The sequence below is a fragment of the Nesterenkonia sp. NBAIMH1 genome, assembly GCF_007922635.1.
In the GTDB taxonomy this organism is placed as follows: domain Bacteria; phylum Actinomycetota; class Actinomycetes; order Actinomycetales; family Micrococcaceae; genus Nesterenkonia; species Nesterenkonia pannonica.
Window position 1 is genome coordinate 2379198 of record NZ_CP042335.1, and the last position, 26258, is coordinate 2405455.

Below are 26258 nucleotides of genomic sequence, written 5' to 3' on the forward strand. Positions count from 1 at the left end.
CATGGCGCAGGCAGACAGTGCGGGCGACCCTCTGCTCGAAGAGTTCGCCGCCCACATCCAGCACGAGCGCGGCCTGTCCGCAAACACGCTCCGCAGCTACGTCTCTGACCTCACCCAGCTCGCCGACAGCTGCGGCCCCCTTCGACAGCTCACCCTCGGATCGCTGCGCACCTGGCTGGCAGAGCTGCACGATGCCGGTCTCGCCCGCAGCACCCTGAACAGAAAGGTCGCCGCCGCGCGCGCATTCACCGCATGGGCCCTCCGGCGCGGCTACCTGTCGGAGGATCCCGCCTTGCGACTGAGAACAGGCAGCCGCGGAACCCACCTCCCCGACATCCTCCAGGCCGACGACATGCACCAGGTCGCCGATGCCCTGGCAGCTCTGCGCCTCGGCCACGCCGACCTACGGGAAGAGAGCCCCCGTGAATACGCGCTCGCCGCCCGCAACGAGGCCCTCGTCGAGACCCTCTACGCCGCAGGCATCCGCGTGTCCGAGCTGACAGGCCTCAACATCGCCGATCTCGACCAGAGCCGCCGCACTCTGCGGGTGAGGGGCAAAGGCGACAAGGAGCGGACCGTCCCTTACGGCAGGCCCGCCGCGGAGGCCCTCGACCGGTGGCTCGCTGTACGGGACCAACTGGCGGGACCCTCGGCCGGCAGTGCGGTATTCCTGGGCGCGCGCGGAGCCCGCATCGACCCCCGCGTCGTGCGCCGCATCGTCGACGAAGCCCTAGAGGGGCTCGGCACCACCGGGGCTCGCGGGCCCCACTCCCTGCGCCACAGCGCAGCCACACATCTCCTCGACGGGGGAGCCGACCTGCGCGCCGTGCAGGAGCTCCTGGGCCACTCCAGCCTGCAGACCACCCAGATCTACACCCATGTGTCGTCCGAGAAGCTGCGGAAGGCCTACACCCAGGCCCACCCGCGCGCGTGAACGGAGCTCTCGGCAGGCGCCGGGGCAGCTGTTACGATGTGTCCACATCCTCCATGTGAGTCATCTGTTCGGTCGTTGGGGAAGACGCACCAACAGACACGTGGAGGATCACATGAACACATACGCTGCAGACGCGCGGGGTGCCCGTGGTGTGCTTCACATCCACTCGGCCCCGACAGCGCTGTGCCCGCACGTCGAGTGGGCCGTCGCCTCGCTGGTCGACACGCGCGTCGACTTCGACTGGGTGCAGCAGCCCGCTGCCCCCGGGACGTGCCGCGCAGAGCTGAGCTGGCACGGCTCCCAGGGGATGGGCGCCAAGCTCGCCTCAACGCTGCGGGGTCTCGCACACCTGCGCTTCGAGATCACCGAGGAGCCCTCCGCGGGCTGCGACGGCTCGCGGTGGTCGCACACCCCTGAGCTGGGGATCTTCCACGCCACCATTGACACGGCGGGGAACATCATGGTCTCCGAGGACCGTATCCGCTATGCCTACGAAATGGGCGCAGGCGACCCCTCCGTCGTGTACCAGGAGCTGTCCCTCGCCCTGGGCGAGGCCTGGGACGAAGAGCTGGAAGCGTTCCGCCACGCCGCCGAAGGAGCGCCCGTTCAGTGGCTTTCACGAGTCGGCTGAGCGCGCTTTGTAGAATCTCCACAAATTCGTGATCTAAGGTGGCGGAGTGACCGCCCTCCCCGCCCCCGTCGCCATCTCAGATGAGGCGCTCCGCACTCTCCGCAGCAGCCTCTCGCCTCTGACGACGATCGTCGGAGAGCACCTCGAGAACGAACTGTCTTGGTACGCCACCCTCAGCACCGAGGAGCGGGCCTCCCTGCGCCTCATCGCCCAGCGAGGAATCTCGGGACTGGTCGCCTGGCTGGAGGACCAGGACTCACGCTCCATCCCTCTGGTCAATGAGCTTCTCGGCCCTGCGCCCACGGACCTGATGCGCAGCATCTCCCTCCACAGAGCGCTCCAGCTGATCCGCGTCATCGTCGAGGCTGTCGAACAGCGGCTTCCCGGCCTCATGCCGGCCCCGGACCGGCCCCTCGTGCTCGAGGCAGTCCTGAGATACTCGCGAGAAGTCGCCTTCGCGATAGCCGATGTCTATGCGCGAGCAGCAGAGTCGCGCGGGGCGTGGGACTCACGGCTGGAGGCGCTGCTCGTCGACGCTCTGCTCCGGGACGAGCCCTCAGAGCAGATCTCCTCCCGCGCTGCCGCCGTCGGCTGGCAGTCCCAGGCAGGGCTGAGCGTCATCGTGGGGAAGGCGCCGCAGGAGTCGGACGCCCTCTTCATATCGAACATCCGGCGCCAATCCATCCGGTTCGCCGCCGACGCCGTCGCCGGAGTCCAGGGGGACCGTCTGATCCTGCTCCTCGGCGGCGCCGACGACCCGGCCCCGGCGGTCGCGAAGGTGGAGCCTCACTTCGGCGATGGTCCCATCGTCTACGCGCACCACGAGGGCCCGATCGCCACGGCTGCAGGTGCCGCGACAGCTGCCTTCAGCGGGTACAGCGCCGCGCCCGCGTGGTCACAGGCGCCCCGGCCGGTCAACGCCGAGGACCTGCTCCCCGAGCGGGCCCTGGCCGGAGACGACAAGGCCAAGCGGACCCTCGTCAGCCGTATCCATGGAGTGCTGGCAGAGGCCGGGCACAGCCTGCTGGAGACCGTGCAGGCCTACGTCGAGGGCGGGCACAGCCTCGAGGCGACAGCGCGCGAGCTCTATGTGCACACCAACACCGTCAGGTATCGGCTCAAGAGAGTCACCGAGGTCACCGGCTGGGACCCGATGGAGCCGCGGGACGCCTACGTGCTGCAGACCGCGCTGGCCCTCGGGCGGCTGTGACGCGCAGTCAGAGTCACGGCCCGGTGCCGGCTCTGTAGGATTCCTACAACCCTCAGAGCAGTCCTCGGCTGGAAAGGTGGGCACGTGCTCGCGATCGTATGCCCCGGACAGGGATCCCAGAAGCCCGGAATGCTCAGCCAGTGGCTCGAGCTGGAGAATGTGCGCGCCGACCTGGCCTCCGACGCGCAGCTCGCCGGAGCGGACCTCGTCGCTCACGGCACCGAGTCGGACGAGGAGACGGTGCGGGACACAGCAGTTGCGCAGCCGCTCATCGTCGCCGCCTCACTCATCTCCGCCCAGACGCTCGGCGTGACCGCCCAGCAGCTGGCAGGCGCCAGCAGCCGGGTCATCGTCGCCGGGCACTCCGTGGGCGAGATCTCAGCAGCCGCCGTCGCCGGCTCCATCACTCGCCGCGATGCCTTCCAGCTCATCGGCGTGCGCGGCACCGCCATGGCAGAGGCAGCCAGTGCGCACCCGACCGGCATGGCCGCAGTGCTCGGGGGCGACGAGAGCGAGGTGCTGGCAGCGATCGAAAGCGCAGGACTGACGCCCGCAAACGTCAACGGCGGCGGCCAGATCGTCGCCGCCGGCTCCCACGAAGCGATGGAGGCCCTCGCAGCGAACCCGCCATCTCGGGCACGGGTGATGCCGCTGAAGGTCGCGGGCGCCTTCCACACCGACTACATGGCGTCGGCCCGGGAGAAGCTCGCCGCGGCATCTCAGGACATCCATGCAGCTCCGCCCGTCGTCCCGCTGCTCTCCAACCGCGACGGCACCGAGGTCACGGACGGCCAAGACATGATGTCCCGCATCGTCGACCAAGTCACCCGGCCGGTTCGCTGGGACCTCTGCATGGATACGATGAAGTCCCGCGGAGTGACAGGAATCCTCGAGCTCGCCCCCGGGGGAGCACTGGTCGGACTGGCAAAGCGCGGGCTCAGAGGTGTGGCTTCGCTGGCCGTCACCTCGCCCGAGGACCTGCCGGCAGCCCAGGACTTCATCACCGAGCACACCGCCTGACCCGAAGGATCACAGAACCCGCCGTGAACGCCTACCAGCACTCCGCGCTCGCCCAACCTGCCCCCGTCGCCGGCACCGCAGTGCTGGGACTGGGCGCCCACCGCCCGGACGTCATGGTGGACAACGAGCAGATCTGCCAATGGATCGACTCCTCGGACGAATGGATCCGCAAACGGACAGGGATCGTCACCCGTCACCGTGCGTCCGCCGAGGTGTCCGTGGTCGACATGGCCGAGGGCGCGGCGCGAGACGCCATCCAGGACGCCGGAATCTCCCCGGAGAAGATCGGCGCCGTGATCGTGGCGACCGTCACCCACCCTTTTCAGACTCCCTCGGCTGCGGCCGCCCTGGCCGCACGCCTGGGCATCAATGCAGCGGCCTTCGACATCTCCGCAGCATGCGCCGGATACTGCTACGGCGTCGGTCAGGCCGATGCCCTGGTCCGCTCCGGCCTGGCCAGCCATGTGCTCGTCGTAGGTGTGGAGAAGCTCTCAGACTTCATCGACAAGCACGACCGCTCCATCAGCTTCCTGCTCGGCGACGGTGCCGGAGCAGTCGTCGTCGGCCCATCCGAGCAGCCCGGGATCTCACCCAGCATCCTGGGCTCCGAGGGAGACAAGTGGGATGCGGTCTCTATGGACTCCTCGCTGCTCAGGCTCCGCGACACCCTTGCCGAAGCGCAGGCCAGCGGTGACGCGGCCACGCTGCTGGACGCTGAGTCGCGCCTGTGGCCGACCCTGCGCCAAGAGGGCCAGACCGTCTTCCGCTGGGCAGTGTGGGAGATGGCAAAGGTGGCGAAGGAGACCGTCCGCGCGGCAGGAATAGAGCCGAGCGACCTGACGGCCTTCGTTCCGCACCAGGCGAACATCAGAATCATCGATGAATTGGCCAAACAGCTGGGTCTTCCCGAGCATGTCCTGGTCGGCCGCGATATTGTCGATGCTGGAAACACCTCCGCAGCATCGGTGCCTCTGGCCCTCCATCGGCTCCGTGCGGAGAACCCCGAGATTTCGGGCGGACTGGCCCTCCAGATCGGCTTCGGCGCCGGCCTGGCATACGGGGCTCAGATCGTCCGCATCCCATAAGACACTCACTAGGAACACCAACCCGAAAGGAGCCCACAGTGGCTGACAAAGACGCAATCCTCGCAGGACTGGCAGAGATCGTTGAGGAGGAGACCGGCCTGGAGACCGACGAGGTCCAGCTCGACAAGTCCTTCACCGAGGACCTGGACATCGACTCCATCTCCATGATGACCATCGTCGTCAACGCCGAAGAGAAGTTCGACGTGAAGATCCCAGACGAAGAGGTCAAGAACCTCACGACGGTCGGGGACGCCGTCAGCTACATCGCGAACGCACAGGGCTGACCCCCCCCAGCAGACGCGCTCATCTTTCCAGCGAAGCCCCGGAGGAACCTTCAGCAATGTCCAAGAAGCTAGTCATCACCGGAATCGGCGCCACCACACCGATCGGCGGCGATGTGCCCACGCTGTGGCAGAACGCGCTGGCTGGCACCTCCGGGGCGAACACCCTTGAATACGACTGGGTCGAGCAGTACGACCTGCCCGTGACCTTCGCCGCAGAAGTGAGCGTGGACCCCAAAGAGGTCCTCTCCAAGCCGGAGGCCAAGCGGATGGATCGCTCGACGCAGCTGGGGATGGTCGCCTCCCGCGAAGCATGGAGCGACGCCGGCCTCTCCGGGGACTCCGCGGAGAGCGGCATCGACCCGCTGCGGTTCGCCGTCTCATTCGCCACCGGCATCGGAGGAGTGTGGACGCTCCTGGATGCTTGGGACACTCTGCGCGAGAAGGGCCCTCGACGTGTGCTGCCGATGACGGTGCCGATGCTGATGCCCAATGGCGCCGCCGGCGCCATCAGCCTGGCATTCGGAGCACGTGCGGGAGCCCGCACGTCCGTCTCGGCCTGCGCGTCAGGCGTCGAATCGCTGGTGCTGGCCATAGACATGCTGCGTCGGGGCGAGGCCGACATCGTTCTGGCGGGCGGAACCGAAGGCTCGATTCACCCTCTCCCGATGGCCGCATTCGGCAACATGCAGGCGCTCTCCCGCCGCAACGATGACCCCGCGGCCGCATCGCGTCCCTATGACGTCGATCGGGACGGCTTCGTGATGGGCGAGGGCGCGGGAGCCCTGGTCGTGGAGACGGAGGAGCATGCCAAGGCGCGCGGCGCGCGCATCTATGCCGAGCTGGCGGGCGGCGCTGTCACTTCCGATGCCCACCACATCACGGCTCCCGACCCCGAGGGGCTGGGTGCGACGCGGGCCATTCATGCTGCGCTCGAGTCCGCGGGAGCTGCGCCTGAGGACGTCACACACGTCAACGCTCACGCGACATCCACTCCCAAGGGCGATGTCCCCGAGTACACGGCCATGAAATCTGCGTTCGGCGCGCACCTGGACAGCATCTGCGTGTCAGCGACCAAGTCCCAGACCGGACACCTCCTCGGCGCCGCAGGCGCCGTGGAATCCGTCCTCACCGTGAAGGCGCTTGCCGAACGCGCAGCCCCTGTCACGATCAACCTCGACAACCAGGATCCTGAAATACCCCTGGATGTGGTCACCGGCTCCCCGCGGAAGCTCGGCGAGGGTGACCAGCTCGGCATGTGCTCGAGCTTCGGCTTCGGCGGCCACAACGCTGTGACGGCCTTCCGCACGGTCTAGGTGTCCCTGCAGGGCGCGAAGATCATCCGCGAGGATGATTCTCGCCCTCCGGGCTTCTTCTACGGTGGTTTCCCATGGACACTGCCGCTCACCCGCCCGCTCTGCAGCTCAGCGGACTGACCAAACGATTCGGGTCCGCAACTGCGGTCGAGAGCCTGGACCTGACCGTGCCGCGCGGCTCCCTGTGGGGATTTGTCGGCCCCAACGGGGCGGGCAAGACCACTGCCCTTTCCATGGCAACAGGCCTCCTGAGGCCCGATGCCGGGAAGGTGCGCATCGACGGGGTCGACGTCTGGAATGACCCCGCAGAGGCCAAGCGTCGAGTCGGCGTCCTCTCAGACGGCGCCCTTCTGTTCGAGAAGCTCACGGGAGAGCAGCTCGTCACCTACTCCGGGCTTCTGAGGGGAATGCCTCGAGGTCTGGTTGCCGAGAGGGTGCAGGATCTACTGCGTGTCCTGGGTCTCGAGGAGGCCGCCGGGAAGCTCGTGCAGGACTATTCAGCCGGTATGACCAAGAAGATTGCCCTTGCGACGGCCCTCGTCCACTCGCCCCAGCTCCTGGTGCTGGATGAGCCGTTCGAAGCAGTCGACCCTGTATCCGGGCGGACCATCCGAAGCCTGTTGGAGACCTTCGTCGCGTCAGGCGGAACAGTGATCCTCTCCTCTCACGTGATGGAGCTCGTGCAGAGGATGTGCACCCACGTTGGCATCATCGCCGAGGGGCGGCTGAAGGCCGCCGGAACCCTCTCGGATGTCGCCGGGGGGCACGACTTGGAATCTGTGTTCGTCGACCTGGTCGGTGCGGACCGAGTGGGGGAGGGCCTGGGATGGCTCCGGCGCTGAGAACCGGGGGGTACGTGGCTGCCCTGCTCCGGCTGAAGCTGCGTCTCTCCTGGAACGCTCTCGGCACCTCCGTCTGGGGTGCTCTGGGGACTGTGATGATGCTCGTCTTCGGCTTAGGCGGCGTGCTCGCGGTGAACGTCTTTTTGGTAGGGGTCGCAGGACGCGGCTCTCCGGCTGATGTCGTGACTCCCGCTGTGCTGGCAGGCTCCGGGGTCACCGCGCTGTGGCTCATCGTCCCCGTCTTCTTCTCAGACCGCCTGATGGATCCTCGGCGGTTCGTCTCATTCGCCGTGCCGCGTTCGGTGCTGGTGCTTGGTCTCACGCTGGCAGGGATGCTCAACATCGGCCTGATCCTCACCCTCGGGTGGATGGTCGGCCACGTCCTGGCGTGGCGCTCCTCGGCGGTGGCAGTGATCGCCGCTGCTGCGACTGTTCCCCTCGCCCTGGTGATGCTCGGACTGCTGCATCAGGCTGCTTCGGCAGCAGCAGGAGCGTGGCTGGCCGGCCGTCGCTCCCGCGATCTCCTCTCGATCCTTGCGCTGTGCGCCATGGTCGGCGCCTACCCCATTACGCAGGGAGCGCTCGCGGCCGTCACCACCGTCGTAGACGCTGCGGATGCGGTTGCCCACTGGCTTGCTTGGACCCCCTTAGGTGCCCTCTATGCCATTCCTGCCGATGCTGCCGCGGGCGACTGGCACCTGGCAGCGGTGAGGCTGGCGATCGCTGCGGCGGCGTGCGGAGCCGCAGCAGCGGTCACCCGTGCGGCTCTCATATCGATCACAGAGAGGTCGCCGGGCACGGGCGGCTCCGTCAAGCACGCGCGCCAGGGACGATTGGGGCTGCTGGGGCGCTTTCCGGCCACACCGGCGGGCGCGGTGGCGGCACGACAGCTCACATACTGGTTCAAGGACCCCCGCTACAGTGCGGGGCTGGTCATGATCCCCGTCATGGTGGGGCTCGGGGTATTCATGCATCTCCAGACAGGCGAGCAGTGGATGCTCTTCGCTCTGGGACCCTTCGTCGCATGGGTTCTCGGATATTCGGCCAGTGCGGACATCGCGTACGACCACTCCGCCTTCTCGCTGCACGTGACGACAGGGCTGGACGGGCGTGCAGATCGGGCGGGGAGAGTCGCAGCGGCATCGATCTTCGGTGTGCCTCTGTGCATCGTGGTGGCCGCTCTGCCCCTCCTTGTTGTGGGCACGGCTGAGCAGGCAGCCGTGGTCGCGGCGCTCTCTGTGGGGGTTCTGCTGACCATGCTGGGACTTGCCGCCGTCTTCTCTGCGGGGATGATCTATCCGGTGCCTAGGCCGGGCGACCCTCCTACCCAGGTGCCGCAGGGGGCCATGGGGCGGTCCATGCTGGTCATGCTGCTGAGCAGCCTGATTGCGGCTGTGCTGCTGGTGCCGGAGATCGTTCTCGCGGTGGTGTGGAGTGTCACCGGCCTGACGGTGTGGGCCTGGGTGCTGGGTGCGTTCGCTGTGCTGAAGGGCGTGGGGCTCCTCCTGGCCGGGGTCGCCGTCGGCGCCCGCGTGTACGAGCGCACGCTCCCGGAGATATATCAGAGAGTCGTCGCTCAGTGAGCTGACTGGAGGCCGCTGAGGAGGCTGAGCGTCTCGTCGAGGCTGCGTGCTTCGGCGGGGCCGGACTCTATGACGTGCTGCACGGTGAGGGTGCTGTCCAGAATGAAGCTTGTTCGCCTGGGGGCCCCGTTGGTCTCAGAGAAGGCGGCGAATCGGCGGGCGATGCCCCCGTGGGGCCAGAAGTCGCTCAGCAGCTCCAGTCCGTCCGGGGCGCCCAGCTCCTCCGCGAAGGCGCGCAGGGTATGCACGGCGTCGCAGGAGACGGCCAGCACCAGGGCGTCAAGGGCTCTGACCTCGGACCAGCGGCCCGAAAGCTCTGACAATTCGGACCCGCACACTCTGCTGAAGGCGAATGGGTAGAACATCACTAGGACGGGGCGGCCGGCGCAGGACGCGAGGTCCACAGTCTCACCGTGCTGATTCCGCGCTGAGATGCCGGGAGCGGCGACGCCCCTGAGGGCAGCGGCGCTCGTCACGCTCAGAAGGACTTCCGATGCACCAGCCGTGCCGCGGCCCACTGCTCGCTCACCCCTGCGGAGGTGGTGACGTGCAGGCCGGCGTTCGGGGCGGAGTCCTGGATCTCGACCGGTGCGACGTATCCGTCGCGGCCTTTGCGAGGGGTGAGGAGCCACACGACGCCGTTCTCATCCAGGGTGGTCAGAGCATCCATCAGCGCATCGGTGAGGTCGTCATCGCCGTCGCGGAACCACAGCAGGACGGCGTCTACGACCTCCTGCTCGTCCTCGTCGATGAGAGGCTCATCCAACTGCTCTTCGAGCCCGTCGCGGAGGGAGTCGTCGACATCGTCGTCCACTCCGATCTCCTGCACCAGCGAATCGGCGCTGAGTTGCAGCTCCGCGAGGAGCGAGTCTTGGCCCGCGGCGTTGGCGGACGCTTCCTTTCCGGGTTGCTTCAGTGACTGTGCCACGTGCACCACGTTACGCCAGAGAGCGCCGCATTGGGTGCACTGAGACACCATGTGAAGGCATACAGGTCCGTCCGCGTTCCCGGTAGAGTGGCGCAAGAACTGCCCGCGCCACACCCCGGCGGGGCTCCAAGCGACCGGTCCTCAGCACCACGGAGGCCGGCCCGAGGACGAAAGGTGACCTCTGTGAGCGCTGGAGAAGAGAACTCCCACATCCGCAGCGGCCTGACCAACCAGTTGCCAGACGTCGACCCGGAGGAGACGGGCGAATGGCTTGAGTCCTTCGACCAGCTGGTCGAGACCCATGGCACCGAACGCGCCGAGTACATCGTCCGCTCGCTCCTGCAGCGGGCAGGCGCCAAGTCCATCGGCGTTCCGATGGTCACCACCACGGACTACGTCAACACGATCCCGAAGGATCAGGAGCCGAAGTTCCCCGGCGACGAGGAGATGGAGCGGCGCTACCGCCGCGTGCTCCGGTGGAACGCCGCCGTGATGGTCCACCGTGCCCAGCGCGAGGACATAGGGGTCGGCGGACATATCTCCTCCTATGCCGGCGTCTCCACCCTCTACGAGGTGGGCCTCAATCACTTCTTCCGCGGGCAGAACCACCCCGGCGGCGGCGACCAGATCTTCTTCCAGGGCCACTCCAGCCCCGGCAACTACGCACGCGCATACCTCGAGGGCCGGCTGACTGAGGAGCACCTCAACGGGTTCCGTCAGGAGATCTCGAAGGCCCCTCACGGCCTCTCGTCCTACCCCCACCCTCGCCTGATGCCGGACTTCTGGCAGTTCCCCACCGTGTCCATGGGAATCGGGCCGATGAACGCCATCTACCAGGCACAGTTCAACCGCTACTTGCACAACCGCGGCATCAAAGATACGTCCGACCAGAACGTCTGGGCGTTCCTCGGAGACGGCGAGATGGATGAGCCGGAATCGCGCGGGCTCCTGCAGCTGGCGGCCAACGAGAAGCTCGACAACCTGAACTTCGTCATCAACTGCAACCTGCAGCGACTCGACGGGCCCGTCCGAGGCAACGGCAAGATCGTTCAGGAGCTGGAGGCGTTCTTCCGCGGAGCGGGCTGGAACGTCATCAAGGTTCTCTGGGGCCGCGAGTGGGACTCGCTCCTCGAGAAGGACGACGACGGCGAACTTGTCCGTGTCATGAACGAGGCGCTCGACGGGGACTACCAGACCTACAAGGCGGAGTCGGGAGAGTTCGTGCGCGAGCACTTCTTCGGCCGTTCGGAGAAGACCAAAGAGATGGTCGCGGATATGTCCGACGACGACATCTGGAACCTCAAGCGCGGCGGGCACGACTACCAGAAGGTCTATGCAGCCTACAAGGCAGCCGTCGAGACCGAGGGGCAGCCCACGGTCGTCCTGGCCCAGACCGTCAAGGGCTATGGGCTCGGCCCGAGCTTCGAAGGTCGCAATGCCACGCACCAGATGAAGAAGCTGACGGTGGATGACCTCAAGCGGTTCCGCGACACGCTGCGGATCCCGATCAGCGATGAGCAGATCGACGCCGATCCCTACAACGTCCCCTACTACCACCCTGGTGAGGACGCGGACGAAGTCGTCTACATGCGCGAGCGCACCGAGAAGCTCGGAGGTCCGGTGCCTGAGCGCCGTGTGGCCGAGAAGACGCTCGCCCTGCCGGGCGAGAAGGCCTATGCCGGGGCCAAGAAGGGCTCCGGGAAGAACAAGGCTGCCACCACGATGGCGTTCGTGCGTCTGCTGAAGGATCTCATGCGGGAGAAGGACTTCGGCGACCGCATTGTGCCCATCGTGCCCGACGAAGCACGCACCTTCGGCATGGATTCGTTCTTCCCGACGGCCAAGATCTACAACCCGAAGGGCCAGAACTACCTCTCTGTGGACCGCGAGCTCATGCTCTCCTACAAGGAGTCGGCTCAGGGTCAGCTGCTTCACCCCGGCATCAACGAGGCGGGGGCGACCGCTGCGTTCACCGCCGCCGGCACAAGCTATTCCACCCACGGTGAGCCGATGATCCCGCTGTACATCTTCTACTCGATGTTCGGCTTCCAGCGCACCGGTGACTCATTCTGGGCCGCGGCGGACCAGATGACCCGCGGATTCATCGTCGGGGCCACGGCCGGCCGCACCACCCTTACGGGCGAAGGGCTGCAGCACGCGGACGGACACTCGCCCCTGCTGGCGTCCACGAATCCGGCGGTCAAGCACTTCGACCCGGCGTACGGCTACGAGATCGCTCACCTCATGGAGCAGGGCCTCCACGAGATGTACGGCGAGCACGACGGTGACCGCAATGTCATGTACTACCTCACGGTCTACAACGAGCCGGTCATCCACCCGGCCGAGCCGGAGGATCTTGACGTAGAGGGTCTCAAGCGCGGCATCTACCGACTGAAGGCCTCGGACGTCGAGGGCCCCAAAGCTCAGCTGCTCGCCTCCGGTGTGGCGGTCCCGTGGGCACTGGAGGCTCAGGAGCTGCTCGCCGAGGACTGGGGCGTCTCGGCCGATGTGTGGAGCGTCACCAGCTGGAATGAGCTGCGACGTGAGGCAGTGAGGGTGCAGGAGGCTGCGATGCTCTCTGCCGATCAGGAGCCAGCGGTGCCTTTCGTGACGCGCCAGCTCGAGAACGCCGAAGGGCCGATCGTTGCCTCAACGGACTTCGTGACGGCTGTTCCGGACCAGATCAGGCAATTCCTGCCGCACGCGTTCGCGACGCTCGGGGCAGACAGCTTCGGCTTCTCCGACACCCGTGCCGCTGCTCGGCGCCACTTCAAGATCGATGCACATTCGATGGTCGTGCGCGCCCTGCAGATGCTCGGGGAGAACGACAAGGCCGGTGAGGCCATGAAGAAGTACGATCTGGCGGACCCCAAGGCCGGCACATCGGGCGAAACCGGCGGCGATGCCTGACCCAGGACCCGTCAGCGCTTCAGAGATCGTCTGAGGCATCAGGAGCTGCGCCGAAGTGCGCCCCGCCTCATCGGGGGGGGCGCACTTCGTCTATTCGGCAGGGGGAGCAGGCTCCGCCTCGACGCCCTCGCCGTCGAGAGTCTGCTCGTAGTCCAGGCATTCGCTCGTCTGCTCAATCTCTGCCACGGCGGGGGAGAGGGCGGGCATCGCTGTGGCGGAGGACACCGCGCCCAGTCCCAGCAGGACCTCGACAGCCGGCTCCCGTCCGAAGGTGACGGCCTGGTAATAGTCCTCCTGCTCGATGAAGACCCAGTCGACGCCGTCAATGCGCTGGCACGGCTCATCCGTGGCGCCGATGGGCTCCACTCCGCAGCGCAGAACGACGTCGGACGGCTCACCCCACGCGCTCGTTCCCTGCGAGTCGGTGGGCCGCTGCTGGCTCTCTCCGAGGTTCTCCGGAAGCTGCAGCATCATGTCCGCGCACGCGGGGTCGTGAGCCTGGGGGGCCGGCTCCACGCTGGCTGTGGCGGCGCACCCGGAGATCCCCGCGGCGGCCGCAAGCAGAGCTGCCGCCGGCGTTGCACGGTGTGTCGTATGGGTCGGTCGGGGTTTTATCGGCATCGGGGGTATTCTGCTATGTCAACAGCACCTGCGCCATGCTCGGATCTGACGTCGCCCCGATCCGTGTCACAGCAGCGCACTGGCCATAGGAGAACGAATGACCGCTGCTCACCCCGGCGCCCCGAGGCACGGAGGCTACGCAGGCCCCCCTGCTGACGACAGCTTCTACTTCCAGGACGGCCCAGGCCGCCCGCTGGACCCTGAGCGTTCCCGGCAGAAACGAAATGGGCGGATTGTGCTCGGGATCATGGCCCTCCTGGTGATCGGCGCGCTGATCGCAGCGGGTGCCTATCTCTTCGCACTGTCGCGGGCTTATCAGGGCAGCGTCAATCATTTCCCCTCGACGGCGGACGGCGAGACGGCGGTGACTCCGCCGGAGGAGGACCGGCCCGAGGCGAATGACGACGGAACGGTCAACATACTGCTTCTCGGCTCCGACTCCGGCGGCGGCTCCGGAGAGGATGAGAATCTTCCACGAGTCCCGGGCGGCGGACGAAGCGACACCATGATGTTCATCAACATCCCAGCCGATCGCAGCGGCGTGAACGTCATGTCCGTGCCGCGCGACCTGTGGGTTGAGGTTCCAGGGGGCTACGGCTGGCATAAGGTGAATGCTCCGTTGGCGCTGGCGGACCCCGAGGGGCCGTGGCTTACGGTGGCCACCTTTGAGAGCCTCTTCGACGCACGCATCGACCACGTCATGGCCATCGACCTTGAGGGCTTCACCGGGCTGGTGGAGGACCTGGACGGCGTCACGGTGAACAACCCGCAGGACTCGCCCTTCGAGCAGTACGGGTACACGTTTGCGCCGGGCACCCAACACATGGATGCCGAGCAGGCAGAGGCCTTCGTGAGGCACCGCTCCAGCTTTGCCCAGGGCGACCTCCAGCGAGTGGAGAACCAGCAGGCGCTGGTGAGAGCCGTCGTGAACGAGGCGGCAAGCCCGAGAAACCTCGCCAACCCGGTGCGTGTGCACGACATGATCGGGACCTTCTCCTCACACCTGGTGGTCGATGAGGAGCTGGGAGCAGGAGCTGCCGCCGAGCTTGCCTTCTCCATGCGGGGGGCGGCGCAGAACATGAACTTCGGGACCGTGCCGAACGCCGGCCACGGCTACTCGTCCGACGGGCAGTGGATCTTCCACCAGGACGAGGCCGCCATGGCAGAGATCGCCCGCCACATCGACGAGGGCACTCTGGGCGAGTACCTGTCCTCAGCGGAGTAGGAGCAGAGCCACTACCGCAATGATGGTCGGACCGCACGCGCCGCTGGGCCGCATTCTGGGCGAGAAGACCGCATCGAAGCTGTCCCGTGAGCTGGGACTCTCGACGGCGAAGGATCTTTTGGACCACCTGCCGCGCAGGTGGGTGGACTATGGGAAGCTGTCCAGCTTCGCCGATCTCGTCGAAGGCGAGCACGTCTCCTTCGTGGCAGAGGTCGTGAGCCAGTCCGAGCGGCGCATGCAGCGTCGTCGAGGGATCATCGTGGAGGTCACTGCGGCCGACGAGCAGGGCCAGCACCTTCGGATGGCGTTCTTCCAGGGCTATCAGGCCCGAACGAAGCTCAAGGCTGGCTCCTCGGCGGTCTTCCACGGAAAGGTCGGGGCCTACGGCGGGGAGCTGACGCTGAACAACCCTGACTTCGAGGTGCTCAGCTCCGCCGACGGCGCGGGCGGCGCCGATGCCTCGGCCGAGCTGAGGCAGGGTCCCATGCCGCTCTATCCCGCCACTGCCGGCGTCTCCTCGCCGGCAGTGCGCCGGTCGGTCGAACTGGTCCTCGACACCGCGGACCTCGACGAATGGCCAGACCCCGTGCCTCGGTCCGCGGCGGCGCAGCACGGGCTGCCGAGCCTGGCGGAGGCCTATGCGCTCGTTCATCGACCGATGTCGTCCGGGGAGCACCGCCGGGGCGTCGACTACTTTCGGTTCCAGGAAGCCGTCATCCTACAGGGCGTGCGGCACCGTCAGCGCGAGGTCGCCGACGAGGTCCCTGCCCGGCCGTATCCTCCCCGCTCGGAGGGGCTTCTCTCAGCCTTCGACGACCAGCTGGAGTTCAGCCCTACGGCGGGTCAGCGACACGTGGGAGAGACTCTCATGCGCGGACTGGGAAGCAGCACCCCTATGAATCGGCTCCTGCAGGGAGAAGTCGGCTCCGGGAAGACTCTCGTAGCGCTGAGAGCGATGCTGCAGGTCGTCGATGCGGGTGGGCAGGCGGCTCTCGTCGCCCCTACGGAGGTCCTGGCTGCCCAGCATGAGCGTTCACTGCGGCGCATGCTCGGACACCTCTCCAGCGACGGCACCCTCATGTCCCACACACCGGGCCCGACCGTCCGGATCGCACTGCTCACGGGCTCCATGTCTGCCGCGGCGAGGAAGCAGGCCCTGCTGGACATCGCCTCGGGCGCTGCCGGTCTGGTGATCGGCACCCACTCGATCCTGCAGGAAAGCGTGAGATTCGCAGAACTGGGTCTGGTGGTGGTGGATGAGCAGCACCGATTCGGGGTGGACCAGCGCAATGCGCTGCGGGATCGGCAGACTCCGCGCCCCCACATGCTGGTGATGTCCGCGACTCCCATTCCCCGGTCCGTCGCACTGGCCGTCTTCGGCGACCTTGAGCTGACGACGCTCGAAGGGCTTCCGGGAGGCCGCCACCCAGTCACGACCCACGTGGCTCCGATCAGCAGAGGGCCGCACTGGGTCGACCGCATCTGGAAGCGCGCGGCCCAGGCAGCGGCAGAGGGCCGGCAGGCCTACATCGTCTGTCCCAAGATCCAGGACGCGGAGGGGTCGGGCGATCCTGCCGCATCGGTGCAGCGGATCGAGTCAGTCCTTGCAGAGCACCCGGAGACGGCCCCGCTGCGACGCGCGACTCTGCACGGACAGATGCCGGCCGAGCAGAAGGAAGAGGTGATGGGAGCCTTCGAGCGCGGCGACCTCGACATGCTCATCACCACGACAGTGATCGAGGTGGGGGTCGACGTGCCCAACGCCACGCTGATGATCATCCTTGATGCTGAGAGCTTCGGCATCTCCACCCTCCATCAGCTGCGGGGCAGGATCGGACGAGGTCCCACGCCCGAGAACATGTGCCTGCTGGTGACTCGGCTGCCGGAGGGCCACCCATCTCTCGAGCGGCTTCACGACGTCGCCGTCTCAACTGACGGGATGGAGCTGGCCCGGCTGGATCTGGCTCGGCGCAGGGAGGGAGACGTGCTCGGGGCCGCGCAGGCAGGCCGGAGTCAGCGCCTGAGGCTGCTCTCGGTGGTCGAGCATGAGAGCGTGATCGATCAGGCCGGGCAGAGCGTCGCTGAGCTCTCGGAGCAGGATCCGACCTGGGACGGGCAGCCGGCGCTGCGCGACGCCGTCCGTGAGTGGATGGATGATCTCGACGGAGGAATGAAGGAGACGTAGTGGCGCGCATCATTTCGGGGACGCAGAAGGGCCGCCGGCTGGCATCGGTGCCGGGCCAGGGCACCCGGCCCACCTCCGACCGTGTGAAGGAAGCTCTCTTTTCGCGTCTTGAGGGAATCAACGCCATCGATGATGCGGTCGTGGCGGACCTCTACGCCGGGTCGGGGGCGCTGGGGCTGGAGGCGGTGTCCAGGGGAGCCCGCGTCCTCGAAGCGGTGGAACGGGCAGAGGCAGCCTGGAGAGTTCTGCGGCGAAACGCTGAACCCTTCGGGGACGCTGTGCGAGCTGTCAAGGGGGAGGCGCTCAAGTATCTTGCATCGAGAGCGGGTGAGCCCATTGAGCTCCTCTTCCTCGATCCGCCCTATGCGCTCGACGAGGCGGCGCTGGCCAAAGTGCTCGCCGCATCGGTGCCGCACTTGGATGAGGCTGCCACAGTCGTCGTCGAACGCGACTCGCGCGCACCCGAGCCGCTGTGGCCCGCGGGCATGAGCGCCTTCCACCAGCGCACCTACGGCTCCACAGCTCTGTGGCTCGCGGAGGTGACCCCCTCGGTGTGACCGGTAGAGTTGCACCGATCGGAGAGGAGCGGGCTTGCGCATCGTCTATATTCATCAGCACTTCAATTTCCCCTGGGAGCCTGGCTGGCAGAGGCCGTGGCAGTTCGCGCGCCGTCTGGTGCGCGCCGGGCACGAGGTCACGGTGATATGCGGCGGCAGCAAAGCGGAGGACCTGAGCCTCGAAGGCGTCACGATCCGGAGGCTGGCTGTGCCCTACGAGAACGCCATGGCGTTCCAGCAGCGCGTCCGTTCCTTCATCTCGTTCATGGCTCGTGCCACCCTGAGCGCAGCTCAGGCGGATGCTGATGTCGTCTTCGCCTCCTCGACGCCGCTGACCACGGCAGTGCCGGGGATCATAGCGTCCAAGCTTCGTCGCGCACCGTTCGTCTTCGAAGTGCGTGACCTGTGGCCCGAGGCGCCGGTGGCCCTGGGCTTCGTGAAGAACCCGATCACGATCCTGGCCGCTCGAACGCTGGAGAAGCTGGCCTATCGCTCCGCGGACCACGTGATCGCGCTGTCTCCCGGCATGGAGGAGGGCGTCCGGCGCGTCTGGCCCCGAGCCAGGACGACGGTGGTGCCCAACGCTTCGGACTTGGAGAACTTCTCCGAGGGCCGCGCCCGCAGGGCTGAGATCCGAGAGGAGCTGGGGTGGGAAGCTGATGACGTCGTCCTGTTCTACGCGGGAAGCTTCGGCATCACCTACGACGTGCCCTGGCTTGTCCGTCTGGCGGGTGAGCTGCATCAGCGCGACGCTCGCTTCCGCGTCGTTGCCTACGGTGAGGGTGCTGACACAGAGCGCACGCGAGACATCGCCCGAAGCTACGGCCTCGACGCCTACGCGGTGCTGCCGGGAAAGATCCCGCGCACGGAGATCGAAAGGATGCTGCCCGCCGCTGACTTCGCCGTCTCGACGCTGGTGGACAACCCTGCCCTGGAGATCAACTCGCTGAACAAGGTCTTCGACGCCTTGGCGGCGGCTCGCCCGGTCCTGTTCAATCACGCGGGGTGGCTGCCTGAGGTGCTGGCACGCGCCGGCGCAGGATGGGAGCTGCCGCGTGATCCGGCCCAGGCCGCCGAGCGTCTCATCGACTGGGTGGACACAGGAGGCCTCGACCTCCTCGCCGGTTCCGAGGCCGCTTTGGCGCTTGCTCGCAGCGAATTCGACAGAGATCTCCTTTTCACACGTTTCCTCGGAGTCTTGGAGGCCGTGGGGAAAGATATAGAGTGAATACATGTATTCGGCTGTCTGTCCTGGAACTTTCGACCCGCTGCACAACGGCCATGTCGAGGTGATCGCACGGGCCGCCAACCTCTTTGACGAGGTGGTGGTGGCGGTGGCGACAAATTCCTCGAAGAGGCCTCTGATGGACCAGGCGGCTCGGCTGGAGATGGCGGCGCAGACGTTCAGCTACCTTCGTGGTGTGACGGTCCAGCCCCTTCCTTCCGGTGTGCTGCTGACCGACTTCTGCAAAGAGGTCGGTGCCAGCGCGGTGGTCAAGGGTCTTCGCGGTCCCCAGGATTACAGCTATGAGGCTTCGATGGCCACGATGAATCGGCATTTGGCAGGCGTGGAAACGATCTTCCTGGCCGCTGACGGCCGTCATTCGCACCTCTCGTCGACGCTGGTCAAAGAGGTGCACAGTCTTGGCGGCGACGTTTCTGAGTTTGTGCCGCGGGCCGTCTACCGCCGACTGATGGGCAATGCATGAGCTGCATACCTCATTCAGGAAGCTCCCAGAAAGCAAAGAATGAGCGGGGTATGGTGTGAACATGAGCTCAACGTCGAAGATACGGAAAGCCGTAATACCAGCTGCCGGACTCGGTACGCGCTTCCTTCCTGCCACTAAGGCCATGCCCAAAGAGATGCTCCCGGTGGTGGACGAGCCCGCCATTCAGTACGTAGTGGCAGAAGGGTCCCGCGCCGGGCTGGACGACATTCTGATGATCACCGGCCAGAACAAGAAGGCCATGGAGGACCACTTCGACCGCGCCCCCGCACTCGAGGCGGCGCTGGAGGCGAAGGGCGACTCCAAGAAGCTCGCCTCGGTCCAGAAGGCCACCCACCTGGGAGACATTCACTACGTCCGTCAGGGTGAGGCCAAGGGTCTGGGGCACGCAGTGCTCTGCGCTCGGCAGCACGTGGGCCACGAGCCTTTCGCCGTCCTGCTGGGCGACGACTTCATCGATCCCGTCGACGACCTGCTGACCCCGATGATCGAGGTGCAGCAGGAGCGCGGCGGCTCTGTCATCGCCGTCATGGAGGTCGAGAATGTCTCCGCCTACGGCGTGATCGACCCTGGCGGTGCGGACACCTCCGCCGCCGACGGTGTCGTGCCGGTGCAGGGTCTGGTGGAGAAGCCTGACGCTGCGGATGCACCGTCGAATCTCGCAATCATCGGCCGCTACGTGCTGCACCCGGCCATCTTTGATGAGCTCGAGCAGACCGCACCGGGCAAGGGCGGCGAGATTCAGCTGACCGATGCTCTGGAAGCCATGGCCAAGAAGCCTGTGGACCAGGGCGGCGGAGTCCACGCCGTGATCTACCGGGGGCGCCGCTACGACACCGGCGACAAGCTCTCCTACATCAAAGCGGTGGTGACTCTGGCGTCCGAGCGCGAGGATCTGGGCCCGGAGCTGCGTGACTGGCTGCAGCATGAGTTCATTCAGGGGCTCAGCTGATCCGAGCGCCGCAGCCGTATCGGGCCAGGCGCTCCCGGGCACACTGGTGCGTAAAGCGGAGTACTGGTGTGTTTACGCCGCATGCATCAACCCTGGTAGAGTAGAGCGCTGTGATACATCCGCAGAAGAACTCTGCGCTGCATCCGGCTGACTTGCGCGTGAACGTCAAGGAGCTCCGGGACAGCCCGGGCAGCAGCGAGACGGTGCGGCGGACAGCCGATGCCCCCGAAGGCTTCGGCACTCCGCTGGTCGGCATCGAAGAGCACAGCGAGCTGGACGTGGAGCTGAGGTTCGACTCAGTCCACGAAGGCGTGCTTGCCAGCGGCACCGCCGCTGGGCTGGTGCAGGGTCAGTGCGGACGGTGTTTGGATGCCATCAGCTTCCCGCTGACCGTCGATGTCACCCAGCTGTTCGCCTGGCCAGAGAACGTCCAGGAAGCGGCAGAGGACGAGGATGAGACCCGTGCGGTCGATTCCGACCTCACGGTGAACCTCGAACCGGTGCTGCGGGACCTGATGGTCTCGGCTCTGCCGTTCGCGCCCGTGTGCCGGGACGACTGTCCCGGACTGTGCTCTCAGTGCGGCTTCCGCATGGAGGAGGACCTCGAGCATGAGCACGAGCAGCTCGATCCTAGATGGGCCGAGCTGGCCGGACTCGCAGAACAACTGAACGAGGCTGACGACGACAGATCGTCCGCCTGAAGACCTGACCTGACCGTCACCGAGAGAGAAGAGAGTAACCGTGGCTGTTCCGAAGCGGAAGAAGTCCCGTTCCAACACCCGTCACCGCCGGTCCCAGTGGAAGGCTGACGTGCCGACCCTGGTCAAGACCGTGGAGAACGGCCGTGTCGTCTACAGCCGTCCCCACCAGGCCAAGCTGGTGACTGACTCTGCCGACACCCCGCTGTTCTATGAATACAAGGGTCGCAAAGTCGCCGACGCCTGATACGGGTGGCATCGGCTGAAGAGCTTCTGGAGAGTCTCGGGGTCAGCATCGACCCCGGGACTCTTCGTCTTGCCCTGACGCATCGCTCGTACTCATACGAGAACGATGGGATCCCCACCAACGAGCGGCTGGAGTTCCTGGGCGACTCCGTGCTGGGGCTGGCCGTCACTGACTACCTCTACCGCACGTACCCCGATCTGCCCGAGGGCGATCTTGCCAAGCTGCGTGCCGCACTCGTCTCGACTCGGGCTCTGGCTCGCATCGCTCGTCGCCTGGGAGTGGGACGCCATGTGCGTCTGGGAGAGGGCGAGCAGCGCACCGGCGGGTCGGACAAGGACTCGATCCTCGCCGACACCATGGAGGCTCTGATCGGAGCCTCCTACCTCTCCACGGATGTGGAGACGGCCCGCCAGCTGGTGCTGAGACTGGTGACGCCGCTTCTCTCGGACAAAGAGGCGATGACGGCCGGCAAGGACTGGAAGACGACGATCCAGGAGCTCGCGGCGGCCCAGGGTCTGGGAGAGGTCCGCTACATGGTCGAGGGCGAGGGTCCTGACCACAGCCGAACCTTCACTGCTGTCCTGACCATCGGCAGCGTCCCCTACGGCACGGGCAGCGGCAGTTCGAAGAAAGACGCCGAGCGTGAGGCTGCTCGTCTGACGGCTGATCAGATCAGCTCGGCGGACGACGCCGACATCCTGACGCTTGTGCTCGGACGAGGCTGAGGAGGCACTCGTGACCGAAGAGCCGTACCGGGCGCGCCGCGCCTCAGGCGCCGCACCCGCCCCCGATCCGCATGCGGAGGGGGAGGCCGAATCGGGTCAGCCCGGCGGCAGACGGCGGCGCGGATGGAAGATCGCCGGCATCGCAGCAGCCGTGCTGGCGGTGCTGCTCGTCATCGCCGTCGTCGTGTCCTTCTCGTACCTGCGGAATCTTCAGACGACGTTCGACGAGAACCGCAATGTGATCGACGGGCTGGATCTCGAGGATGACTCGGCCTACCGAACGCCTGAGGGCACCATCAACATGCTGCTGATGGGCACCGACTCGCGCGGCGACGACGAGGATGATTATCGCGACGCCACAGGCGAAGGCAGCGAACGCTCAGACACCATGATGTTCGTCCACATCCCGGAGGACCGCTCCGGCGTCTACGTCATGTCGATCATGCGGGACCTGTGGGTGGAGGTGCCCGGCGAGGGAATGGGTCGGGTCAACACGGCCCTGGGCCTGGGCGGGTACGAGCTCGCCGTGGACCTGGTCGAAGAGATGCTCTACACCCATATCGACCACGTGGCGGTCGTCGACTTCGAGGGCTTCTCGGACCTGACGGAGGCACTCGGGGGCGTCTATGTCGACAACCCCCACAGCTTCTCGGCCGGGCAGCGCAACCCAGCGTTCTACCCGGAGGGCACGATACGCCTGGAGGGCAGCAACGCGCTGCGCTACGTCCGAGAGCGCCAGTCCTTCCCCACGGGGGACTACGTCCGGGTGGAGAACCAGCAGCGGGTCGTGCGCGCCATCATTGAGCGCTTCCTCTCCGCGGAGACGCTGTCCAACCCGCAGCGCATCCACAGCGTGGTCGAGGGGATGACCCCTTATCTGGATGTGGATGAGGCCCTGAATGCCGAGTCGGTCGCGGGATACGCCGTAGGCATGCGGGACGTGCGGGGAAGCGACATTCACATGTTCACCATGCCTGGCGGTGAGCACGCGACCACCTCCGGAGGCGCGCAGGTGATCATGCCCGACGAAGAGATGATGAGCCTGCTGCGCACGTCGCTGGCCCAGGAGAATATGGGCGGCTTCATGGACTACATTGAGCTGGTCGAGGAGCAGGAGAACGGCGAGTTCGGGGTGCCCGACGAGGCCGAGGATGACGAGCCTGATGAGGATGACGGCGAGAACGCTGAGGCCGGCGCTGCGGGCAGCGCCCCGGCCGGCGGCCGCTGATGCACCCGGCTCTCAGCGCTGAGGACGTGTGGGTGCTGGTCTGCACCTACAGGAGGCCCGAGCTCCTGGCACGCCTGCTTCGCTCGCTGGAGCGGGAGGGTGTGAGGCACCTGATCCTGGTCGACAACGCGCCGACCCCTGACGCCCGCCCGATTCTCGACGACTGCTTCCCCTCCGGCGCATATATTCATCAGCCGAAGCCCGGGCTGGTCCGGGCCCGCAATACGAGCCTCGATGCTGTGCCCGCCGAGGCTTCGGCCGTGATCTTTCTCGACGACGACGAGACCGTGGATCCCGGCTGGTTCGATGCGCTCCTGGCCTGTGCGCGGGCCTCCTCGGCGGACGCCGTCAGCGGCCCCGTCGTTGCCGATTTCGACGGGCCGGAGCCTGAGTGGATCTCCACGTACGGATTCGTGCGCCGCACGGACAGGCCCACAGGCCCCGGCCCGAAGCGTTTGGCGACGAACAACACGCTTGTGCGGGCGAAGTGGTTCGCCCCGGCTTCCCGCGGCGGGCTGGGTCTGCGCTTCCATGCTGCGTTCAACACCGTCGGCGGGGAGGATTCGGATCTCTTCGATCGGCTGAGGGAGGCCGGCGCTGTCTTCTGGTGGTGCGCCGAAGCCGCTGCGACCGAGCACGTGCCTGCGGAGCGGGCCACTCGCGAGTGGCTGCGCTCCCGTGCTCTGAGAGGGGGCCATGTGCGAGCGCTGAAGCGTCGTCTGCGTACGGCGCCGACCGTCGCGGGCACTGTCCGCGTGAGCCTGAGCATCGGGGCCGAGGGAGCCGCTCGGGCTCTCTATGGGGCGCTGCGGCGCACGCGGGCGAGACTGGGACCCCGTCAGGTGACGTACACCGACGACTACTACCTCTGCGAAGGCGTCGGCATGCTTGCCTCGCTCATCGGTCGTGGCCGGGAAGAGTACGCCCGGCCCGCCGCCGACGAGCCGCCAACGCGTCCCTGAGCGAGGCGGAGCCCTCGGCTGCTCGGCGACGGGCGGCCGCCGCCCAGGGCTTGAGCCCCTCCGGCGAGGGAACGCCCGGCCGACGGAAGAACGCCATGCTCTGCGGGTAGCGCCACCGGTGGCGCAGAGGGTCCTCCACGTACAGCTCGGCGATCCGCGTCAGCGTACTGGCCGCCTGCCGGCGCTGCTCGGACGGGGTGCGGCGCAGCTGCCGGAGATACCAGACGAAGGAGCGCTCGAACCCGGAGCGCACATACGTCTCAAGGAGCCCTTCATCGTCGAGCCAGGTTCTCTGGGCGCGTTCACGCAGGAGGCACTTTCGGAAGTACTCGTCGGTGAGGGCATTCACCATGGAGCCGGGGACCTCAGCGTGATACTCGTACGTGTTCGTCCGGCAGGCGACGAACACCTCGGCAGCGCTGAAGACCTGCAGGAAGAACAGCGAGTCCTGACCGGCGGCACGGTGGACCTGTCGGATGCGGGCTGCGCGCAGCCAGTCGCGGCGCACCGCGAAGGATGACAGGTTGGTGGGTCGAAACTTCGCCGCGGCCAGGACGTCCCCACCGGCCGCGTAGAGCAGTCCGCCGCGGGGCGAGTGCGTGTAGTGGCGCAGGTTGTCCACGTGCTCGGTCCGGTCGCTGTACGTTCTGAGCTGATTGCCGATGGCCAGCTGAGCCGAGGGGTGCCGCTCCAGCGCGAGGCCGAGCTGCCAGAGGCCGTCGTTGAGCACTGCGTCGTCCGGATCCAAGAAGGCAATATGAGGCGCGGAGGCCAGGTCGAGTCCCATATTGCGCGGACGGCCCCCGGAGCCGGACCCGCCGTCATCGAAGAAGTGGGCCCTGACGTTGGTGTGCGCTGCGGCCAGCTCCGCGACGGCCTCCCGCGTCGCGGCGTAGGTTGAGCCATCGTCGACCAGCAGGATCTCCATCTGATCGAAGTGCTCAGACGCCGTCAGCGACGGGAAGGACGTCGTTCGCAGGAGCTCGCCATTGTTGTACACGGGAATGACGACACTCAGCTGAGGATTCACGAAGACCACGCTACAGCGTAGGGGAGGGCCCGACAGCTGATCGCCGGGCGAAGAAGCCCCCACCACGTCGTCCGTGAGCACAATGCTCTGAAGAGCATCGAATGAGAGGGGGTGACGGGAATCGAACCCGCGTAGCCAGCTTGGAAGGCTGGGGCTTTACCATTAAGCTACACCCCCCTGCAGAGCGCCTGACTACCGTAGCATCTAGGCTGGCCATGTGCCCAAACCGAGTGTCCGATTCCAGATCCAGCCCACCGTGTCGCATTATCGGGAGCCCCTCATCCGACGGCTTCTGCGCTCGGAGCCTCTGACGCTGAGGCTGACGGGACGCTTCTCGAACACCGAGGTCTCATCGGCGGAGCGCATCGAGTCCGCCGCGCAGGACGTGCTGCGCAGCGTGTCGGCAGTGCGCACCCTGAGCCTCGGCCCCTGGTGGTGGCAGGTGGGCGACGTCGCGGCCGTGTGGCGCGGCGAGGAGGACGCCTACGTGCTGGAGGGCCGGTTCTACACCCTCTCGGCATGGGTCGCCGGCGCGGTGGGCAAGCTGCGTGGGCGCACAGTGATTCTGTGGGGCCACGGATGGAAGCGTCCTGAGAGCGGCTGGAAGCGCCGCACCCGTCTGGCCTTCTACCGCCTCGTCGACGGCCTGCTCGTCTATGGCGAGCGCGCCGAGGAGCTCGGCGTCGAATACGGAGTTCCGTCGCATAAGATCCACGTCGTCTTCAATTCGCTCTACCCCCAAGCAGCCCTGTCCGCGCGCTCAGAGCCGCCGCCCAGTGAGGCCCCCACTGTCATCTACTCCTCGCGGCTGACCCCGCGGCACCGGCTCGACCCCCTTGCGGAGGCCCTGGCCGCATGGCCTCAGGGGCAGCCGCGGCCTCGCGTGATCGTGATCGGCGACGGCTCTGAGCGGCCCAGGCTCGAGCAGCTCTTCGCCGACCAGCAGCTCGATGCCGACTTCCTCGGCCCCGTGTATGACGTCGAACAGCTCAGGCAGCTCTACTCCCAGGCCCATCTGGCCCTGTCGATCGGAGGGGCGGGGCTCAATGTCATCCAAGCGCTGAGCTTCGGAGTCCCGGTGGTCGCCGAAGCGGGGCACCCCGACTCCTCGCCCGAGATCGAAGCGGTCATCGAAGGGCGCACAGGGCGCTGCTACGACGGTTCGGCCGAGGATCTGCGTGCAGTGCTCACAGACGCGCTTGCCGACCCGTCGCAGCTGCGGCAGATGGCCGATGAAGGGCTGAGACTGGTGCGCGAGCGCTACACCGCGGAGCGCCATGCTGAGGCGATTGAGACGGCGCTCGTGCGGCTCATCCGGCGGTAGCCGCCGACCCCCCCCGGAGGAGCGGAGCGCCGGTCGG

26 protein-coding genes and 1 tRNA gene are annotated in these 26258 nt (G+C 66.7%); 22 read left to right on the plus strand and 5 right to left on the minus strand.

All coding sequences use genetic code 11. The features are described 5' to 3' along the window. Position 1 precedes the first annotated feature (1 nt). From FS388_RS11455 to FS388_RS11495, 9 genes are all read left to right on the plus strand, one after another. Positions 2 to 934 carry a tyrosine recombinase XerC gene (locus FS388_RS11455; RefSeq protein ID WP_146341524.1) on the plus strand — a complete coding sequence of 311 codons (933 nt, stop codon included), beginning with the start codon at positions 2 to 4 and terminating at the stop codon, positions 932 to 934. A 112-nt stretch (positions 935 to 1046) separates the two neighbouring features. After that, entirely contained in the window at positions 1047 to 1565 is a 519-nt protein-coding gene (locus FS388_RS11460; protein ID WP_146341525.1) for a DUF3145 domain-containing protein, read from the plus strand. Between the two features lie 46 nt (positions 1566 to 1611). Further along, complete coding sequence (locus FS388_RS11465; RefSeq protein WP_146341526.1) at positions 1612 to 2775, plus strand: CdaR family transcriptional regulator; 1164 nt, start codon at positions 1612 to 1614, stop codon at positions 2773 to 2775. A gap of 84 nt (positions 2776 to 2859) precedes the next feature. Further along, positions 2860 to 3795 carry an ACP S-malonyltransferase gene (locus FS388_RS11470; protein WP_146341527.1) on the plus strand — a complete coding sequence of 312 codons (936 nt, stop codon included), beginning with the start codon at positions 2860 to 2862 and terminating at the stop codon, positions 3793 to 3795. 23 nt (positions 3796 to 3818) lie between these two features. After that, entirely contained in the window at positions 3819 to 4880 is a 1062-nt protein-coding gene (locus FS388_RS11475) for a beta-ketoacyl-ACP synthase III (RefSeq protein WP_246836206.1), read from the plus strand. Between the two features lie 38 nt (positions 4881 to 4918). Next, positions 4919 to 5164: an acyl carrier protein gene (locus FS388_RS11480; protein WP_146341528.1), complete on the plus strand. Its 246-nt coding sequence runs from the start codon at positions 4919 to 4921 to the stop codon at positions 5162 to 5164. Positions 5165 to 5220: 56 nt separating this feature from the next. Next, complete coding sequence (locus FS388_RS11485; protein WP_146341529.1) at positions 5221 to 6477, plus strand: beta-ketoacyl synthase; 1257 nt, start codon at positions 5221 to 5223, stop codon at positions 6475 to 6477. A 74-nt stretch (positions 6478 to 6551) separates the two neighbouring features. Next, positions 6552 to 7319 carry an ABC transporter ATP-binding protein gene (locus tag FS388_RS11490; protein WP_146341530.1) on the plus strand — a complete coding sequence of 256 codons (768 nt, stop codon included), beginning with the start codon at positions 6552 to 6554 and terminating at the stop codon, positions 7317 to 7319. Beyond that, a complete protein-coding gene (locus FS388_RS11495) occupies positions 7304 to 8902 on the plus strand; it encodes a hypothetical protein (RefSeq protein ID WP_146341531.1) in 1599 nt (532 codons plus the stop codon). Before FS388_RS11490 ends, FS388_RS11495 begins: the two co-directional genes overlap by 16 nt. On the opposite strand, the gene FS388_RS11500 is transcribed toward FS388_RS11495, so the two are convergent. Further along, complete coding sequence (locus FS388_RS11500; protein ID WP_168198701.1) at positions 8896 to 9378, minus strand: redoxin domain-containing protein; 483 nt, start codon at positions 9376 to 9378, stop codon at positions 8896 to 8898. The two genes, FS388_RS11495 and FS388_RS11500, sit on opposite strands and share 7 nt — an antisense overlap. Before the next feature lie 2 nt (positions 9379 to 9380). Continuing rightward, entirely contained in the window at positions 9381 to 9830 is a 450-nt protein-coding gene (locus tag FS388_RS11505; RefSeq protein WP_371708327.1) for a DUF3052 domain-containing protein, read from the minus strand. Between the two features lie 183 nt (positions 9831 to 10013). Here FS388_RS11505 and aceE point away from each other — a divergent pair, with 183 nt between their 5' ends. Beyond that, positions 10014 to 12740 (plus strand): pyruvate dehydrogenase (acetyl-transferring), homodimeric type, encoded by a 2727-nt coding sequence (gene aceE / locus FS388_RS11510; protein WP_146341534.1) that lies wholly within the window; start codon positions 10014 to 10016, stop codon positions 12738 to 12740. Between the two features lie 90 nt (positions 12741 to 12830). Here aceE and FS388_RS11515 read toward each other — a convergent pair whose 3' ends face one another. Continuing rightward, positions 12831 to 13361: a DUF3515 domain-containing protein gene (locus FS388_RS11515; RefSeq protein ID WP_146341535.1), complete on the minus strand. Its 531-nt coding sequence runs from the start codon at positions 13359 to 13361 to the stop codon at positions 12831 to 12833. Positions 13362 to 13458: 97 nt separating this feature from the next. Here FS388_RS11515 and FS388_RS11520 point away from each other — a divergent pair, with 97 nt between their 5' ends. The 11 genes from FS388_RS11520 (at position 13459) to FS388_RS11570 (ending at position 23867) form a co-directional block, all read left to right on the plus strand. Further along, positions 13459 to 14586 (plus strand): LCP family protein, encoded by a 1128-nt coding sequence (locus FS388_RS11520; protein WP_146341536.1) that lies wholly within the window; start codon positions 13459 to 13461, stop codon positions 14584 to 14586. A gap of 19 nt (positions 14587 to 14605) precedes the next feature. Then, positions 14606 to 16771: an ATP-dependent DNA helicase RecG gene (locus FS388_RS11525; RefSeq protein ID WP_146341537.1), complete on the plus strand. Its 2166-nt coding sequence runs from the start codon at positions 14606 to 14608 to the stop codon at positions 16769 to 16771. Continuing rightward, positions 16771 to 17328 carry a 16S rRNA (guanine(966)-N(2))-methyltransferase RsmD gene (rsmD, locus tag FS388_RS11530; RefSeq protein WP_146341538.1) on the plus strand — a complete coding sequence of 186 codons (558 nt, stop codon included), beginning with the start codon at positions 16771 to 16773 and terminating at the stop codon, positions 17326 to 17328. Before FS388_RS11525 ends, rsmD begins: the two co-directional genes overlap by 1 nt. 34 nt (positions 17329 to 17362) lie before the next feature. Then, positions 17363 to 18556, plus strand: coding sequence for a glycosyltransferase family 4 protein (locus FS388_RS11535; protein ID WP_146341539.1), 1194 nt, complete (start codon positions 17363 to 17365; stop codon positions 18554 to 18556). Positions 18557 to 18560: 4 nt separating this feature from the next. Next, the gene (gene coaD, locus FS388_RS11540) at positions 18561 to 19037 is read left to right on the plus strand and encodes a pantetheine-phosphate adenylyltransferase (RefSeq protein WP_146341540.1); all 477 of its coding nucleotides are present in this window, start codon (positions 18561 to 18563) and stop codon (positions 19035 to 19037) included. A gap of 61 nt (positions 19038 to 19098) precedes the next feature. Further along, on the plus strand, positions 19099 to 20007 hold the full coding sequence (galU, locus tag FS388_RS11545) for a UTP--glucose-1-phosphate uridylyltransferase GalU (protein WP_146341541.1): 909 nt from the start codon (positions 19099 to 19101) through the stop codon (positions 20005 to 20007). Between the two features lie 158 nt (positions 20008 to 20165). Further along, entirely contained in the window at positions 20166 to 20708 is a 543-nt protein-coding gene (locus FS388_RS11550; protein WP_246836207.1) for a DUF177 domain-containing protein, read from the plus strand. Positions 20709 to 20748: 40 nt separating this feature from the next. Then, a complete protein-coding gene (rpmF, locus tag FS388_RS11555; protein ID WP_146341543.1) occupies positions 20749 to 20952 on the plus strand; it encodes a 50S ribosomal protein L32 in 204 nt (67 codons plus the stop codon). Positions 20953 to 20957: 5 nt separating this feature from the next. After that, positions 20958 to 21677: a ribonuclease III gene (rnc, locus tag FS388_RS11560; protein ID WP_146341544.1), complete on the plus strand. Its 720-nt coding sequence runs from the start codon at positions 20958 to 20960 to the stop codon at positions 21675 to 21677. 10 nt (positions 21678 to 21687) lie between these two features. Further along, on the plus strand, positions 21688 to 22905 hold the full coding sequence (locus FS388_RS11565; protein WP_146341545.1) for an LCP family protein: 1218 nt from the start codon (positions 21688 to 21690) through the stop codon (positions 22903 to 22905). Beyond that, on the plus strand, positions 22905 to 23867 hold the full coding sequence (locus tag FS388_RS11570) for a glycosyltransferase family 2 protein (RefSeq protein ID WP_146341546.1): 963 nt from the start codon (positions 22905 to 22907) through the stop codon (positions 23865 to 23867). Before FS388_RS11565 ends, FS388_RS11570 begins: the two co-directional genes overlap by 1 nt. On the opposite strand, the gene FS388_RS11575 is transcribed toward FS388_RS11570, so the two are convergent. Both FS388_RS11575 and FS388_RS11580 read right to left on the minus strand, forming a co-directional pair. Next, the gene (locus FS388_RS11575; protein WP_168198702.1) at positions 23803 to 24897 is read right to left on the minus strand and encodes a glycosyltransferase family A protein; all 1095 of its coding nucleotides are present in this window, start codon (positions 24895 to 24897) and stop codon (positions 23803 to 23805) included. The genes FS388_RS11570 and FS388_RS11575 overlap by 65 nt on opposite strands. Before the next feature lie 106 nt (positions 24898 to 25003). Then, positions 25004 to 25074 (minus strand) — tRNA-Gly (locus tag FS388_RS11580). Positions 25075 to 25114: 40 nt separating this feature from the next. On the opposite strand from FS388_RS11580, the gene FS388_RS11585 reads away from it, so the two are divergent. Further along, complete coding sequence (locus tag FS388_RS11585) at positions 25115 to 26221, plus strand: glycosyltransferase family 4 protein (RefSeq protein ID WP_146341548.1); 1107 nt, start codon at positions 25115 to 25117, stop codon at positions 26219 to 26221. The last annotated feature ends 37 nt before the right edge of the window (positions 26222 to 26258 follow it).